The 15648-nt window shown below is 63.1% G+C and carries 11 protein-coding genes; all 11 read left to right on the forward strand.

The genetic code is table 11. The features are described 5' to 3' along the window. Nucleotides 1-2: 2 nt before the first annotated feature. The 11 genes from L6D82_RS08120 to L6D82_RS08170 all read left to right on the forward strand — a co-directional run bounded on the left by L6D82_RS08120 (nucleotide 3) and on the right by L6D82_RS08170 (nucleotide 15492). Nucleotides 3-956, forward strand: a complete 954-nt coding sequence (locus tag L6D82_RS08120) for a D-2-hydroxyacid dehydrogenase family protein (protein WP_236188643.1) — start codon at nucleotides 3-5, stop codon at nucleotides 954-956. 529 nt (nucleotides 957-1485) lie between these two features. Further along, the gene (gene glgA, locus L6D82_RS08125; protein ID WP_236188644.1) at nucleotides 1486-3072 is read left to right on the forward strand and encodes a glycogen synthase GlgA; all 1587 of its coding nucleotides are present in this window, start codon (nucleotides 1486-1488) and stop codon (nucleotides 3070-3072) included. 18 nt (nucleotides 3073-3090) lie between these two features. Then, nucleotides 3091-4893, forward strand: coding sequence for a malto-oligosyltrehalose trehalohydrolase (gene treZ, locus L6D82_RS08130; protein WP_236188648.1), 1803 nt, complete (start codon nucleotides 3091-3093; stop codon nucleotides 4891-4893). Then, nucleotides 4890-6968 (forward strand): 4-alpha-glucanotransferase, encoded by a 2079-nt coding sequence (gene malQ / locus L6D82_RS08135; RefSeq protein ID WP_236188651.1) that lies wholly within the window; start codon nucleotides 4890-4892, stop codon nucleotides 6966-6968. The genes treZ and malQ overlap by 4 nt, the downstream gene beginning before the upstream one ends. Further along, the gene (locus tag L6D82_RS08140; RefSeq protein ID WP_236188652.1) at nucleotides 6965-9742 is read left to right on the forward strand and encodes a malto-oligosyltrehalose synthase; all 2778 of its coding nucleotides are present in this window, start codon (nucleotides 6965-6967) and stop codon (nucleotides 9740-9742) included. The genes malQ and L6D82_RS08140 overlap by 4 nt, the downstream gene beginning before the upstream one ends. A gap of 29 nt (nucleotides 9743-9771) precedes the next feature. Then, a complete protein-coding gene (locus L6D82_RS08145) occupies nucleotides 9772-10104 on the forward strand; it encodes a DUF2934 domain-containing protein (RefSeq protein ID WP_085745820.1) in 333 nt (110 codons plus the stop codon). Between the two features lie 221 nt (nucleotides 10105-10325). Further along, complete coding sequence (glgX, locus tag L6D82_RS08150; RefSeq protein WP_129972792.1) at nucleotides 10326-12485, forward strand: glycogen debranching protein GlgX; 2160 nt, start codon at nucleotides 10326-10328, stop codon at nucleotides 12483-12485. Nucleotide 12486: 1 nt separating this feature from the next. Further along, nucleotides 12487-13485: an acyl-CoA dehydrogenase family protein gene (locus L6D82_RS08155; protein ID WP_236188653.1), complete on the forward strand. Its 999-nt coding sequence runs from the start codon at nucleotides 12487-12489 to the stop codon at nucleotides 13483-13485. Continuing rightward, complete coding sequence (locus L6D82_RS08160) at nucleotides 13482-14240, forward strand: PIG-L deacetylase family protein (RefSeq protein ID WP_236188654.1); 759 nt, start codon at nucleotides 13482-13484, stop codon at nucleotides 14238-14240. Before L6D82_RS08155 ends, L6D82_RS08160 begins: the two co-directional genes overlap by 4 nt. Then, entirely contained in the window at nucleotides 14237-14836 is a 600-nt protein-coding gene (locus tag L6D82_RS08165; RefSeq protein ID WP_085745824.1) for an SAM-dependent methyltransferase, read from the forward strand. Before L6D82_RS08160 ends, L6D82_RS08165 begins: the two co-directional genes overlap by 4 nt. Beyond that, nucleotides 14833-15492 (forward strand): glycosyltransferase family 2 protein, encoded by a 660-nt coding sequence (locus L6D82_RS08170; protein WP_085745825.1) that lies wholly within the window; start codon nucleotides 14833-14835, stop codon nucleotides 15490-15492. The genes L6D82_RS08165 and L6D82_RS08170 overlap by 4 nt, the downstream gene beginning before the upstream one ends. Nucleotides 15493-15648 lie beyond the last annotated feature (156 nt).

Consider the following 15648-nt stretch of genomic DNA (forward strand, 5'->3'; position numbering starts at 1 on the left):
TGATGGCGGTGCAGATTGCGGTGATCGATGACTGGCAGGACGTCGCGCGGGGCGTAGTTGAATGGTCGGTGCTCGACAGTCTCGGCGAAGTCACCTTCGTCCATGAGTACCCGGCGGACAACGCCACGCTGGCCGAACGTCTGGGCCAGTTCGAAGTGATCTGCGTGATGCGCGAACGCACACGCTTCGATGAAGACCTGCTCAAACGCCTGCCGAATCTGAAGCTGCTGGTCACCGGTGGCATGCGCAACGCGGCGCTGGACATGCCGGCCGCTGCTCGCCTCGGGATCAAGGTCTGCGGCACCGACAGCTATAAACACGCGGCGCCGGAACTGACCTGGGCGCTGATCATGGCCGCCACCCGCAATCTGCTGAACGAAGCCAATGCCTTGCGCGCCGGCCAGTGGCAGCAAGGCCTCGGTGGCGACCTGCACGGCAAGACCCTCGGCATTCTCGGGCTCGGCAGCATCGGTCAACGGGTGGCGCAGTTCGGTCAGGTGTTCGGCATGCGCGTGATCGCCTGGAGCGAAAACCTCACCGCCGAGCGCGCCGAGCAGGCCGGCGTCACTTATGTCAGCAAGCAGCAATTGTTCGAACAGTCTGACGTGCTGTCGGTGCACCTGGTGCTCAGTGATCGCAGCCGGGGGCTGGTCGATGCCCAGGCGCTGGACTGGATGAAGCCGACCGCGCTGCTGGTCAACACCGCGCGCGGACCGATTGTCGACGAGGCGGCGCTGATCAAGGCCTTGCAGAAACAGCGCCTCGGCGGTGCAGCCCTCGACGTGTTCGATCAGGAGCCGTTGCCGACCCTGCACCCGTTTCGCACCCTCGATAACGTGCTGGCCACGCCCCATGTCGGCTACGTCAGCCGCCAGAACTATGAGCTGTTCTTTTCGCAGATGATCGACAACATTCAAGCCTGGTCAGCTGGAGAACCGATCCGCCTGCTCAACTGAGCCTCCTCGCCTTCGCGGGCAATTCCTGCCCGTGAAGCAGCATCCGCTGTCCGCCCGCCAACACAACTGTGCGCACCGCAACAGTGCGCTCGCACTTTCCCGACGCCCAAAATCGTGACCGGCCGGTCACCATTTTGCATCATCAACCCTGCCAAACATGCACTTCGTCGGGGCGCCCGCCTTCCCAAAGCCACGGATTTCGTGAGCCCGCAACAGATTGTCGAACAATTCATCCGATTGCCCTGGCCCGCTCTAGGATCTGGCCTAGACTGGTTTTCGCGGGGTAAAACCGGCCGGTCATAAAGTCAAAAATTCGTCGAAACTTTTGCAGATCGCGGCGGGTCATCTGATAGGCAGGGCCAAAGCGACTGGTTCAAGTCTTGCAATGGCCCCCTCACCCATTCTGCTTGCACGTGTTGGGTAGCGTTTGCTCACCGATGCGTGGCGCGTTTGCGCCCGGCCACAGGACCTGGCCATGGACATCGCTTGTTCAAGACAAGAATCAGATCAAAAAAGACGGGAGATTCATATGATCAGTGCGGCATTGGATATTCAGGGAGAACGGGCTCATCAGCCGATGGGTGACTCGAGCACCGTAAGCGTTCCCGGCAGCCGATCGATCAGCGTCCCGGGCACCAAGACGCTGACGCCAGTGGCCAGTCAGAACCCGAACAAGAAGAAAGTGTTGTTCGTGACCTCGGAAATCGCCGATCTGGTGAAGACCGGCGGTCTGGGAGACGTCTCTGCCGCCCTGCCCCGCGCCATGGCGCACCTGCATGACGTCCGGGTGTTGATCCCCGGTTACCCGCAAGTGATGAACAGCGAGAATCCGATCCACATCATCGGCGAACTGGGTGGGCACGCCGCGCTGCCGCCCAGTAAGATCGGGCGCATGGACATGCCCGACGGTCTGGTGATTTATGTGTTGATCTGCCCTGAACTCTACGCCCGTGACGGCGGCCCGTATGGCGCCAACAACGGTCGCGACTGGCCGGACAACCACATTCGTTTCGCCCGTCTGGGTCTTGCGGCTGCCGATATCGCCGCCAACCTCGCGCAAATCCACTGGTGCCCGGATCTGGTGCACGCCCACGACTGGCCGGCCGGTCTCGCGCCTGCCTACATGCACTGGCGCGGGCAACGCACGCCGACCTTGTTCACCATTCACAACCTCGCCTATCAAGGCGTGACCAGCCTGGGCTCGTGCCCGGAACTCGGGATTCCCGCCCATGCCCTGCAACAGGAAGGCATGGAGTTCTACGGCAAGATGTCGTTCCTCAAGGCCGGCATGGCCTATTCGAGCCACATCACCACGGTCAGTGCCACCTACGCGCAGGAAATCACCACTCCGGATTTCGGCTGCGGTCTGGACGGTTTTCTCGCCGCCAAGACCCAGCAAGGTTTGCTCAGCGGCATTCCCAACGGCATCGATGAAAGCTGGGATGCCGCCACCGATCCACATCTGTTTGCACCGTTTGGCATCGGTGACTGGGAAGGCAAAGCGGTGAACGCCGCCCATGTGCGCGAACTGTTCGGTCTGCAAGATTCCGAAGGCCCGCTATTTGCCGTGGTCTCGCGTCTGGTCTATCAAAAAGGCCTCGACCTGACCGAAGCGGTATCGGAATACATCGTCCAGAACGGTGGCCAGATCGCGATCATCGGCCGTGGCGAACCGGAAGAAGAACAGGCCATGCGTGAACTGGCGCTGCGCTTCCCCGGCCAGATCGGCGTGCGCATCGGCTTCAATGAGACCGACGCCCGCCGGATGTTTGCCGGCAGCGATTTCCTGCTGATGCCATCGCGCTATGAACCGTGCGGCCTGAGCCAGATGTACGCCCAGCGCTTCGGCTCGCTGCCGGTGGCGCGCAATACCGGCGGGCTGGCCGACACCATCGAAAACGGCGTCACCGGATTCCTGTTCAACGAATCGACCGCGGACAGCTACCGCGAAGCCCTGAGCCGCGCGTTCAAGGTGTTTGCTTTCCCGGACCTGCTGCACGCCATGCGTTGCCGGGCGATGGCTGCGCCGTTCAACTGGTGCAAGGCCGTCGAACCCTACGCCGAACTCTACGAACAACTGGTGGCCAAGGCGCTGGGTAAAACGCACCACAAATAACCAGGGAGGTTTTCAACGATGCCGTCACGGACACCTGAAAGCTGGCCCCACGGCGCGATCATGCTGGATGCCGAGCACACCCAATTCGCGCTGTGGGCGCCGGATGCATTTTACGTCAGCGTCGAGCTGGACAACGGCCAGTCCCTGCCCATGCTGCCCCAAGGCGAGGGCTGGTTTGTCATCAAGACCCGCTGCCCTGCCGGCAGCCGCTACCGTTTCAACATCGATGGCGAACTGGAGGTGCCCGACCCGGCCTCCAGGGCGCAGGACGGTGATCTCGACCGCCACAGCGTGGTGGTCGATCCGCACCGTTATTCCTGGCGCAACACCACGTGGCAAGGGCGCCCCTGGAATGAAGCGGTCATTTATGAACTGCATGTCGGCGCGCTCGGCGGATTTGCCGAAGTCGAGCAGCATCTCTCACGCCTCGCGGAGCTCGGCATCACCGCCATCGAGTTGATGCCGATCGCGCAGTTTCCCGGCGATCGCAACTGGGGCTACGACGGCGTGCTGCACTACGCGCCGCAGGCCAGTTACGGCACGCCGGAACAACTCAAACATTTGATCGACAGTGCCCACGGTTATGGCCTGGCAGTGATTCTGGACGTGGTCTACAACCACTTCGGCCCCGATGGCAATTACCTGCATCGTTACGCCAAGGGCTTTTTCCGCGAAGACAAACACACACCGTGGGGCGCGGCCATCGACTTTCGTCGTCGCGAAGTGCGGGACTTCTTCGTCGAAAACGCCTTGATGTGGCTGCTGGAATACCGTTTCGACGGCCTGCGACTGGACGCGGTGCATGCCATACAAAGCCCGGACTTTCTGCCTGAACTCGCACATCGCATACGTCAGCAGATCGACCCCGCCCGCCATGTGTGGCTGACCATCGAGAACGAACTCAACCAGTCGAGCCTGTTGGAGGAAAACTATGACGCGCAGTGGAACGACGACGGCCATAACGCCCTGCACGTGTTGCTGACCGGTGAAACTGACGCCTATTACGCGGACTATGCACTGCAACCCACCGAGCAATTGGCCCGCTGCCTGAGCCAGGGTTTCGTGTTTCAGGGGCATATCACCCGCCACGGCGAACCCCGCGGCGAGCCAAGCGAGCATCTGCCCTCCACCGCATTCGTGCTGTTCCTGCAGAATCACGACCAGATCGGCAACCGTGCCTTCGGCGAACGCTTGCATCAATTGTCCGACCCGCGCGCAGTGGATGCTGCGACAGCGCTGCTGTTACTGTCGCCGATGATTCCCCTGATGTTCATGGGCGACGAATACGCCGCCGAACAACCGTTCCTGTTTTTCACCAGCCACCATGGCGAACTGGCGAAACTGGTGCGCGAAGGTCGGCGCAATGAGTTCGCGGCATTCAGTGCCTTCTCGGATCCGCACAAGCGTGAACAGATTCCCGACCCCAACGCCGAGCAGACCTTTCACGCCTCACAACCTCGCCTGACGGGTAACGGCACGCCTCGGCAACGGGAGACGTTGGCGCTGTACCGCCAACTGCTGCAATTGCGCCATCAATACATCATTCCCAACCTGTCCGGAACGCAGGCACTCGGCGCCCAGGTGCTGGGGCCCGGGGCGGTCAGCGCGCGCTGGCGCCTGGGCGATGGCAGCGAGCTGCGAATCGACCTGAACCTCAGCGATACGCCAGTGGTCAACCTTCCACAGACTGATTCGGTGTGGCTGTTTCGCCAGCCACCCGACGCAGGCCTGTCGGATGAGGGGCAACTGCCCCCGTATTGCGCGCTCGTCAGCCTCACGGCCGCAACCCCTTTGCCACCCTTGGATGGAGAGCGCCTATGAGCGATGCGCAACTGGAAATTCTCGCCAGCCGAGCCGGCCTTGCCGTCGACTGGATCGACGCCAACGGGCGAGCGCAAAAAGTCGCCCCGGCGGTGTTGCGCAATGTGCTGACCGGCCTCGGTCACCCGGCCGGAACCGCCCAGGAAATCGACGCCAGCCTGCTTGAACTGCAACAGGTACAGGAAAATCGCCATCTGCCGCCACTGCTCACTGCCGATGTTGGCGTGGGCGTGGACCTTGCCCGTTATTTCGAACCCGAAACCCCTTGCGAGATTCACCTTGAAGACGGCTCGCGCCTGAGCCTCAAACTGGATGCCGAGGCCGTGCTGCCTGGCGAAATTCCGGTCGGCTACCAGCAAGTGCATATCGCCGATCAACAATTCACCCTGGCCGTGGCACCGGAACGCTGCTTCAGCGTGGGTGACGCGGTGGACAGTCCGATCCCGCGCGCGTGGGGCCTGAGCGTGCAGCTTTATGGCTTGCGCCGTCCCGGCGATGGCGGTTTCGGCGACACTCAGGCCCTGGAAGAACTGGCCCGGGTGGCCGGCGAGCGCGGCGCCGATGCCTTGGCGATCAGCCCGCTGCACGCGATGTTCAGCGCCGACACCGGGCGCTACAGCCCTTACTCGCCGTCCAGTCGGCTGTTTCTCAATCCGCTGTACGCCGCACCGGGCGCGATCCTCGGCGAGCGCGCGCTGCGCGATGCGATTGACGCAGCTGGCCTGAACGATCAGTTCGAACAACTGGAAAACCTGAAACTGATCGACTGGCCGAAAGCCGCCGAGGCCAAACTGAAACTGCTGCAAGCCTTGTACGACGGCTTCATCAGCGGCGAACACCCGTTGCACGCCGACTTCTCCAGCTTTCGTGATGCCGGCGGCGAAGCGCTGGAAAACCACTGCCGCTTCGAAGCCATCCAGGAAATGCGCGCCGCCCGTGGCGAAAACCTCGACTGGCGCCAATGGCCGGAACACTGGCACGACCCGCGCGGCGCCGCCCTCGGCGCGTTTGCCGAAGAATACGCCGAGCGCATCAGCTACTTCGCGTTCTGCCAGTGGTTGATCCACCGCTGCCTGGAACGCGCCCAGACCGCCGCTCGCAGCGCCGGCATGGGCATCGGCCTGATCGCCGACCTGGCGGTGGGTGCCGACGGCGCCGGCAGTCAGGCCTGGAGCTTTCAGGACGAACTGCTGGCCTCGCTGACCGTCGGCGCACCACCGGACATCCTCAATCGCTCGGGCCAGGGCTGGGGCATTTCCGCGTTTTCCCCGGAAGGTCTTGTGCGTAACGGCTTTCGCGCATTCATCGACATGCTGCGCGCCAACTTCGCCCATGCCGGCGGGCTGCGCATCGACCATGTCATGGGCCTGCAACGGCTATGGGTAATCCCCAACGGCGCACTCCCGGCGGACGGCGCCTACCTGTATTACCCGGTGGACGACCTGCTGCGCTTGCTGACCCTCGAATCCCATCGCCATCAAGCGATCGTGCTCGGCGAAGACCTCGGCACCGTACCCGATGGCCTGCGGGAAAAACTGATCGCCCGGGCCATGCTCGGCATGCGCGTGCTGTTGTTCGAACAGGACAACACCCATTTCAAACCCATCCTCGACTGGCCGGACAACGCTCTGGCCACCACCAGCACTCACGATCTGCCAACACTCAACGGCTGGTGGCATGGCCGCGACATCGACTGGAATGCGCGTCTAGGGCTGATCGATGCCAACGGCGAAATCGACTGGCGCCGTTACCGCCAACGCGAGCGTGAAGGCCTGCGCGGTGCGTTGAGTCAGGACCCGCAAAACTTTCGCGAGGAATCCCACGAGGCTGATCAAGTGGTCGATGCCGCTGTCCGCTTCCTCGGTCACACCCGCGCGCCGCTGGTGCTGTTGCCACTGGAAGACGCGCTGGGCCTCGACGAACAGGCCAACCTGCCCGGCACCATCGACACCCACCCGAACTGGTCGCGCCGCTTGCCGGCTACCAGCGAGGCGCTGCTCGACGGTGTCGACGCAGCAAGACGTCTGGAACTATTGGCGTGTGCCCGCCTTCAGGCAGCCGAGCGTGACCAATGAGTGCATTGCCTATCCAGATATTGCGCGCCACGGTCCGCCTGCAATTTCATCGCGGTTTCACCCTCGATCAGGCGGTGCCGCTGGTGCCGTACTTCGCCCGACTCGGCATCAGCCACATTTATGCCTCACCGCTGCTCGCCGCCCGCGCCGGCTCCATGCATGGCTACGACGTGGTCGACCCGACCCGGGTGAATCCGGAACTTGGCGGCGAGCCGGCCCTGCGCCGTCTGGTCGCCAGCCTGCGCGAACACGGCATGGGGCTGATCCTCGACATCGTCTCCAATCACATGGCGGTCGGTGGCGGCGACAACCCGTGGTGGCTCGACCTGCTGGAATGGGGCCGGCTCAGCCCCTACGGCGAGTTCTTCGACATTCAGTGGCACTCCCCTGACCCGTTGATGGAAGGCCAGTTGCTGCTGCCGTTTCTCGGCAGCGATTACGGCGTCGCGCTCCAGGACGCGACCCTGCCGCTGGTTTTCAACGCCGAGAGCGGCACGTTCCACGTCGAGCATTACGAGCATCACTTCCCGATCTGCCCCGGCGATTACGGCGAACTGCTCAAATCCGATGACGCCCCGAACAAAGCGCTCAAGGCCCTCGCCGACCGCTTCAGCGCGCTCAGTTATCAGACCGATGCCCGTTCGCTGGCCATCCCGCTCAAGGAAGAACTTCAGCAACTGGCCAGGGACCCGCAGATCCTCCAGGCCATTCAGCGCAACCTGACGCATTACGATTCGAAGACCGAAGAAGGTTTTCAACGCCTGCACCAATTGCTGGAGCGGCAAAGCTATCGCCTCGCGAGTTGGCGCACGGCGGCGGATGACATCAACTGGCGGCGCTTCTTCGACATCAACGAACTCGGCGGTTTGCGCGTCGAGCGTCCGGCAGTGTTCGAAGCGACCCACCAAAAGATTTTCCAGTTGATCGGCGAGGGATTGATCGACGGGCTGCGCATCGACCACATCGACGGTCTAGCCGACCCGCGCGGCTACTGCCGCAAACTGCGCCGTCGGCTCGACCATCTGGCGCCGGGCCGGCACTTGCCGATCTATGTCGAGAAGATCCTCGGCGACGGCGAAACCCTGCCCACCGACTGGGCCGTGGACGGCAGCACCGGCTACGAATTCATGAACCAGCTGTCGCTGCTGCAACACGATCCGGACGGCGAACATGTGCTGGGCGATTTGTGGAAGCGCCGCACCGAGCGTCCCGCCGCGTTTATCGAAGAAGCGCAACTGGCGCGCCAGCAGATCCTCAACGGCTCGCTGGCCAGCGATTGCGAAAGCGTCGCCCAGGCCCTGCTGCAAGTGGCGCGCGATGACCTGATGACCCGCGACCTCACGCTCGGCTCGATTCGTCGGGTGTTGCAGGCGTTGATCGTGCACTTCCCGGTCTATCGCACCTACATCACCCCGATGGGCCGCTCGGCGCGGGACGAGGTGTTTTTCCAGCAGGCCATGGACGGTGCGCGGCAGACATTGAGCGAAGCCGATTGGCCGGTGCTGGACTCCGTAGCCGGTTGGCTTGGCGGCCAGCCGTGGAGGCGCAAACCCCGTGGCCGTTCGCGCAAGATTCTGAAGCATGCCTGCGTGCGTTTTCAGCAGCTCACTTCGCCGGCCGCGGCCAAAGCCGTGGAAGACACCGCGCTGTATCGCTCGGCAGTGCTGCTGTCGCGCAATGACGTCGGTTACAACACCGAGCAGTTCAGCGCGCCGGTCAGCGACTTTCACGCGGTGAACCAGCAACGTCTGGCGAGCTTCCCCGATAACCTGCTGGCCACCGCCACCCATGACCACAAACGCGGCGAAGACACTCGCGCGCGGCTGGCCGTGCTCAGCGAACGCAGCCATTGGTATGCCGAGCAGATAGAGCTGTGGCGCGCGCTCGCTCGGCCGCTGCGCGATGACGATGAACTGCCGTCGTCGGCGGACGAGTTGATCCTCTATCAGGCGCTGCTCGGCAGCTGGCCGCTGGACCTGCGCGACGACGATCAGGCCGGTTTCGCCGACTACGCCAAACGCGTCTGGCAGTGGCAGCAGAAAGCCCTGCGCGAAGCCAAGCTGCAAAGCAGCTGGAGTGCGCCGAACGAGGCTTACGAAAACGCGGCTCAGGCGTTCACCGAACAACTGCTGCTGGCCCCCGAAGGCGAACTGCTGCGCGGTGCGCTCGCCAAGACCGTCAACAGCATCGCTGCCGCCGGCGCTCTCAACGGTCTGGCGCAAACCTTGCTGCGCATGACCGTGCCGGGGGTGCCGGATCTGTATCAGGGCAACGAGTTCTGGGACTTCAGCATGGTCGACCCGGACAACCGCCGGCCAGTGGACTACGCCGCCCGGCAGCAGGCGCTGGAGGCTCCCGCTCCGGTTCAGGAACTGTTGGTCAACTGGCGCGACGGGCGAATCAAGCAAGCATTGATCGCCCAGGTGCTGCGCCTGCGCGCCGACGACACCGAGTTGTTTCGCCAGGGTTCGTACCAGGCCCTCGAGGTACTGGGCAGCCAGGCGCACAACGTGCTCGCGTTTGCCCGTGAGCATGGGGAGCGACGGATCATCTTGATCGTGCCGATCCGTTGCGCAACATTGCTGGAAAACAGTGCTGTGCCGATGGTTGACGCGCTGCGCTGGGGCGATACACGGGTCGTTCTACCGTTCGACGCCTCTGACGAAAATCTGAAGGGACTTTTTTCGAGCACCGCAGTCACAAAAAACAGGGAGCTGCAGGTCAGCACCGCGCTGGGGGATTTCCCGGTCAATCTGCTTATCCAACACGTCTAGCAGCATGAGTTCAGTTCAGGAGCATTGCGATGAGTACCGACGATAAACGCATCCGCGAATTCGCCTATCAGATCTGGGAATCCGAAGGTAAACCCGAAGGCCAGGAATCGCGCCACTGGGAGATGGCGCGCAAACTCGCCGAAGCCGAGGCGCTGGCACCGAAAAAATCGCCAAAGGCTGCCGGCAGTAAAACCGCCGGCAAGACCGCCACCAGCAAAGCCGTTGATGGCAAGACACCTGCTGCCAAACCCAAGGCCACGACGGCCAAGGCCAAGCCTGCCGGTGCCGCGAAAGTGATTCCCCCGGGCGAAAAAGCCACCGAGAAAAAGCCCCGCGCGCCGCGCAAGCCGCCTGCGGTCTGACGCCCCCGAACCATTGATTTGAATAACCGTGTGGCGGGTTCGCTCGCCACCGAGGGCTCGTTCGTCCTCGAAAACTCGCCATTCCCTTGTGGGAGCGAGCCTGCTCGCGATTGCGGCTGGACATCCACCGCGGGTGTCAACAGGTACAAAGCCATCGCGAGCAGGCTCGCTCCCACAGAAGATTGATGTTCACCCCGACTTACTGACTTGCAGGAGCACCTATGACCCGTCCAAAGAAAGCCGAGCCCACCGCGCACGCCGAACCCTCGCGCATCCGTGAAGGCCTGCCCTTCCCGCTCGGCGCGACCTGGGATGGTCTGGGGGTGAACTTCGCGCTGTTCTCCGCCAACGCCACCCGGGTCGAGCTGTGCATTTTCGACGATGCCGGCGAAGTCGAACTCGAACGCATCGAGCTGCCGGAATACACCGACGAGATCTACCACGGCTACCTGCCCGATGCACATCCGGGCCTGATTTACGGCTACCGGGTCTACGGCCCGTACGACCCGGCCAACGGCCACCGCTTCAACCACAACAAATTGCTGATCGACCCGTACGCCAAGCAACTGGTGGGCGAGTTGAAATGGTCCGAGGCGCTGTTCGGCTACACCATCGGCCACCCCGACGCCGACCTCAGTTTCGACGAGCGCGACAGCGCGCCTTTCGTTCCCAAGTGCAAGGTCATCGACCCGGCCCACACCTGGGGCCACGACCAGCGCGTCAGCGTGCCGTGGGACAAGACCATCATTTACGAGACCCACGTGCGCGGCATCAGCATGCGCCACCCTTCGGTGCCGGAGAATGTGCGCGGCACGTTTGCCGGGTTGATGGTCGACGATGTGCTGGAGCACATCCGCAAACTCGGGGTGTCGACCGTCGAACTGTTGCCGATCCATGCCTTCGTCAACGATCAGCACCTGCTGCACAAAGGCATGACCAATTACTGGGGCTACAACAGCATCGCGTTCTTCGCCCCGGACCCTCGTTATCTGGCCAGCGGCAAGATCGCCGAGTTCAAGGAGATGGTCGCGCACCTGCACGATGCCAATCTCGAAGTGATTCTCGACGTGGTCTACAACCACACCGCCGAAGGCAACGAGCAAGGCCCGACCCTGTCGATGCGCGGGATCGATAACGCCTCGTACTATCGCCTGATGCCGGACGACAAGCGCTTTTACATCAACGATTCCGGTACCGGTAACACCCTCGATCTGAGCCATCCGTGCGTGCTGCAAATGGTCACCGACTCGCTGCGCTACTGGGCCAGCGAAATGCACGTCGACGGCTTCCGTTTCGATCTGGCGACCATTCTCGGTCGCTATCACGACGGTTTCGATGAACGTCACAGTTTCCTTGTTGCTTGCCGCCAGGATCCGGTGCTGCGTCAGGTGAAAATGATCGCCGAGCCTTGGGACTGCGGCCCCGGAGGCTATCAGGTCGGCAACTTCCCGCCGGGCTGGGTCGAGTGGAATGACAAGTTCCGCGACACCGTACGTGCCTTCTGGAAAGGCGACGATGGGCAGCTCGCCGACTTCGCCAGCCGCATGACCGCCTCCGGGGAAATGTTCAACCAGCGCGGTCGCCGGCCTTATTCTTCGGTCAACTTCGTCACTGCTCACGACGGTTTCACCCTTAACGATCTGGTGTCGTACAACGACAAGCACAACGAGGCCAACGACGAAAACAATCAGGACGGCAGCAACAACAACCTGTCCTGGAACCACGGCGTCGAAGGCCCTACCGATGACCCGGAAATCAACGCGCTGCGCCACCGGCAGATGCGCAATTTCTTCGCCACCCTGCTGCTGTCCCAAGGCACGCCGATGCTGGTGGCCGGTGACGAATTCGCCCGCACCCAGGACGGCAACAACAACGCCTATTGCCAGGACAGCGAGATCGGCTGGGTCAACTGGGACCTGAGCGAGGACGGCAAGGCGCTGCTGAAATTCGTCAAACGCCTGATCAAGTTGCGCCTGGCCTACCCGATCCTGCGACGCGGGCGTTTCCTGGTCGGCGAATACAACGAGGACATCGGCGTCAAGGACGTGACCTGGCTTGCGCCGGACGCCACGGAAATGACCACCGAGCACTGGCATGACGCGCAGAACCGCTGCATGGGCATGTTGCTTGACGGTCGTGCCCAGGAAACCGGGATCCGCCGCAAGGGTGCCGACGCCACGTTACTGCTGGTGGTCAACGCCCATCACGACATCGTCAACTTCACCTTGCCGGAAGTGCCTGAAGGCAGTTTCTGGACGTGCATGATCGATACCAACCAGCCATCGATCCGTGGCCAGGAGCGTTTTGAGTTCGGTCACGAGTACTCGGTCACCGGACGCTCGCTGCTGCTGTTTGAACTGCAACGCGAAGAAGAGGACTGACATGGACTTGCCCGTCTATCTCTCACGGCACGCGCCGGACTACCGCGACACTGCCGCCCTCGGCCTGTGTCTGCGGCAACTGGTCGAGGCCGGCCTCGATCGCCTGCCGTTACCCGGCAGCGGTCGTACGCTGGAGCGCTGGCAACGGCTGTCCGAGGTCGGTGGGCACGATCTGGGGCTGTGCAAACTCTACGAAGGCCATACCGATGCGTTGGCAATCATCGAACAACTCGGTGGCTCGCCGACGCCCGGCAGCACGTGGGGCATGTGGGCAGCCGAACCACCGCAGGCGCGGGTGCGGGTCAGCCGCTCGGGGCAACTGGTGCGGTTGAATGGACGCAAGGCCTGGTGCTCCGGAGCGGCAGTGCTCAGTCATGCCCTGCTGACGGCGTGGGATGAGGACGATCGCCAGCAACTGGTGGCCGTGGCCCTCGACCAACCGGGCGTGACCGTCACCGATCAAGGCTGGCAAGCGGTCGGCATGGCGGCCACCGGCAGCGTCGAGGTGCTGTTCGACGAAGTCGAGGCGCAGGCGATAGGCGATCCTGGCGACTACCTGCAACGTCCGGGGTTCTGGCACGGCGGGATCGGGATTGCCGCGTGCTGGTACGGCGCCGCGAGGGAAATCGGTGAACAGCTGCGCCAGCAATGTGCCCGACGTGAAGAACCCCATTCGCTGGCCAGTCTCGGCGCCGTCGACAGCGCCTTGCACGCCGCAGCTCAAGCGCTGCGCGTCAGTGCGCTGGACATCGACAGCAATCCCCACGCCAACGCCGAGTTGCTGGCCCGCCGTGTACGCGCCGTGGTCGAAGATGCCGCCGAACAGGTCATTCGCGAGACAGGTCGGGCGCTCGGTGCCGGGCCGTTCTGCAAGGATCCGCACTTTGCCCGCCTGGCGGCCGACTTGCCGGTTTACCTGCGCCAGAGCCACGCTGAACGCGATCTGGCAGCACTGGGCCGATTGATTTCGCAGCACCCACGCGAGGGTTGGGCCCTATGAAGCGCAATCCGATTGTCGGCGAAGGCACCTCCCTGCAGGAATGGCAGAGCTCACGTCATCTGGCAGCGGTAGACAGTATCGACATTCTTGATCTGGTACCGCCGGGATCGCGAGCGGTGGTGATTGCGCCGCACCCCGACGATGAAGTGCTCGGTTGCGGCGGGCTGTTGCAACAGCTCGCCGCCGCGGGGCGCACGCTGCAACTGATTTCGGTCACCGATGGCAGCGCCAGCCATCCAGGTTCGGAGCGCTGGCCGGTGGAGCGCTTGAGCGTGGTGCGCCCGCAGGAATCCGCCGAAGCCCTGCGTCGTCTTGGCCTGCCCATGCATCAGGTGCAATGGCTGCGCGGCGGCTTCCCCGACACCCAGGTCGCCGCGCGCGAATCGATGCTGTGTGAATACCTGACCCGCTACCTGCAACCCGACGACGTGATCTTCACCACCTGGCGCGAAGACGGCCACAGCGACCACGAAGCCGTCGGTCGCGCCAGCGTCGAGGCTGCGCGCCGGGTGGGTGCAATTTGCCACGAGCTGCCGGTCTGGACCTGGCACTGGGCAACGCCCGAAGACGCCATCGTGCCTTGGGAACGGGCGCGCAAAATCCTGCTCAGACCGGAGCAGGTCGCACGCAAACGCCATGCGGTGCACGCCTTCGCCAGCCAGCTGGAGGGTGATCCCGACGCAGGCCTGGCCCCGGTGCTCAAACCCTATGTCATCGATCGACTGCTGCAACCGTTCGAGGTGGTCTTTCTATGAGTGTCGAGGATCGCTACTTCGAAGGCCTGTTCGCCGGCAATAACGACCCCTGGGGATTTCGCCAGCGCTGGTACGAGCAGCGCAAACGCCTCGTGACCCTGGCGGCCCTGCCCCGCCCGCATTACCGGACGATTTTCGAACCCGGTTGCGCCAACGGCGAACTGAGCGCCGCGCTGGCCGAACGCTGTGATCGGCTGTTGTGCTGCGACACAAGCGCCGCCGCGGTCAATCTGGCGCGCACCCGGCTGAGCCTGTTCGACCACGCCGAAGTCCGTCAATGTCGGTTGCCTGGCGACTGGCCGGCGGAAAAATTCGACCTGATCGTATTCAGCGAAATCGGCTACTACCTCGACCGGCAGGATCTGACGGAGGTCATCCATCGCATCAGTGATTCATTGACGGCAGACGGGCAATTACTGGCCTGTCACTGGCGCCCGGTTATCGAAGGCTGCCCGCTTAATGCCCGACAGGTTCACGACCTGATTCACGAACAGTTGCACCTGCCGCGAGTGGTCCTGCATCAGGAAGCGGATTTTCTGCTGGAAGTCTGGAGTCGCGAACCTCGTTCGGTGGCCGCGCTGGAGGGGTTGCGATGATTGGCATCCTGATCCCGGCACACAACGAAGAAGAGTGGCTCGATGACTGCCTGCACGCCGCCTTGCGCGCCGCCGGGCATCCGATGCTGGCCGGTGAGCCGGTGGAGGTCCTGGTGGTACTCGACAGTTGTACCGACCGTTCGGCGCACATCGTCAGCCAGTATCCGGTGCAGGCGCTGAGCATTGATGCCCGCAATGTCGGCCAGGCCCGGGCCATCGGCGCGCAACAACTGCTTGATCGGGGTGCTCGCTGGATTTCCTGCTCCGACGCCGACAGCCGCGTCGCCGAAGACTGGCTGGTGGAACAACTGGGATTGGGCACCGATGCGGTATGCGGCACGGTGACGGTCGAGCGCTGGCATGAAACGTTCGATGAAGCCGCGCAGATTCGCTATCACGGTCATTACCAGGCCTGTGAAGGTCACCGGCACATCCATGGCGCCAATCTGGGTGTCAGCGCGCAAGCCTACGTGCGCGCCGGCGGCTTCGAACCGTTGTCCTGTGACGAAGATGTGCAGCTGGTGCGCCAACTGGAGCTTTGCGGGGCCAGCATCGCCTGGAGCCATCGCCCGCAAGTCATCACCAGCGCCCGTCTGGACAGTCGCGCACGCGGCGGTTTTGGCGACTATCTGCGACAGCTGGCACAGACTGAATAAAAAAAAGCGGATCAGCTTGATCTGTGACGCGACGAACTGTCCTTCTTGAGCAATACTCTGCAGCGCAGCAATCCAGGGTTCGGAGCGCTGCAGGGCTATCCACCAGCCTTCACGGGTCGTACACGCCTCTCATGGCGCGCACGACTGAGGGCGAGA

The organism is Pseudomonas paraglycinae (assembly GCF_021601625.1).
Lineage (GTDB): Bacteria > Pseudomonadota > Gammaproteobacteria > Pseudomonadales > Pseudomonadaceae > Aquipseudomonas > Aquipseudomonas paraglycinae.